The following is a 260-nucleotide window of genomic DNA, read 5'->3' on the forward strand; positions in this document are numbered from 1 at the left end:
GTACAAGGCGATACATCCACCACCATGAACCAACCTCTTGAGCATATTGGCGATATTTGCCAAAAGCACGATGTACTATTTTATTGTGATGCTACCGCCTCCATTGTGGGTAACGAACTTCCTGCCGATGAATGGAAACTCGATTCACTTTCTGTTGGTCTGCAAAAGTGTTTAGGCGGACCTTCTGGATCAGCGCCATTAACACTGAGCGACAAATGCGCTGATTGGATCCAAAAACGTAAAAAAGTAGAGGCGGGTAT

The 260-nt window shown here is 45.4% G+C and carries 1 protein-coding gene; it reads left to right on the forward strand.

The window, feature by feature from the left end; translation table 11 throughout:
* Positions 1–24: 24 nt before the first annotated feature.
* A partial coding sequence (locus AAEY80_RS14640) for an aminotransferase class V-fold PLP-dependent enzyme (protein ID WP_350588610.1) occupies positions 25–260 on the forward strand: 236 nt, incomplete at its 3' end.

This window comes from Psychrobacter sp. 78a-MNA-CIBAN-0178 (assembly GCF_040309625.1).
GTDB lineage: Bacteria > Pseudomonadota > Gammaproteobacteria > Pseudomonadales > Moraxellaceae > Psychrobacter > Psychrobacter okhotskensis.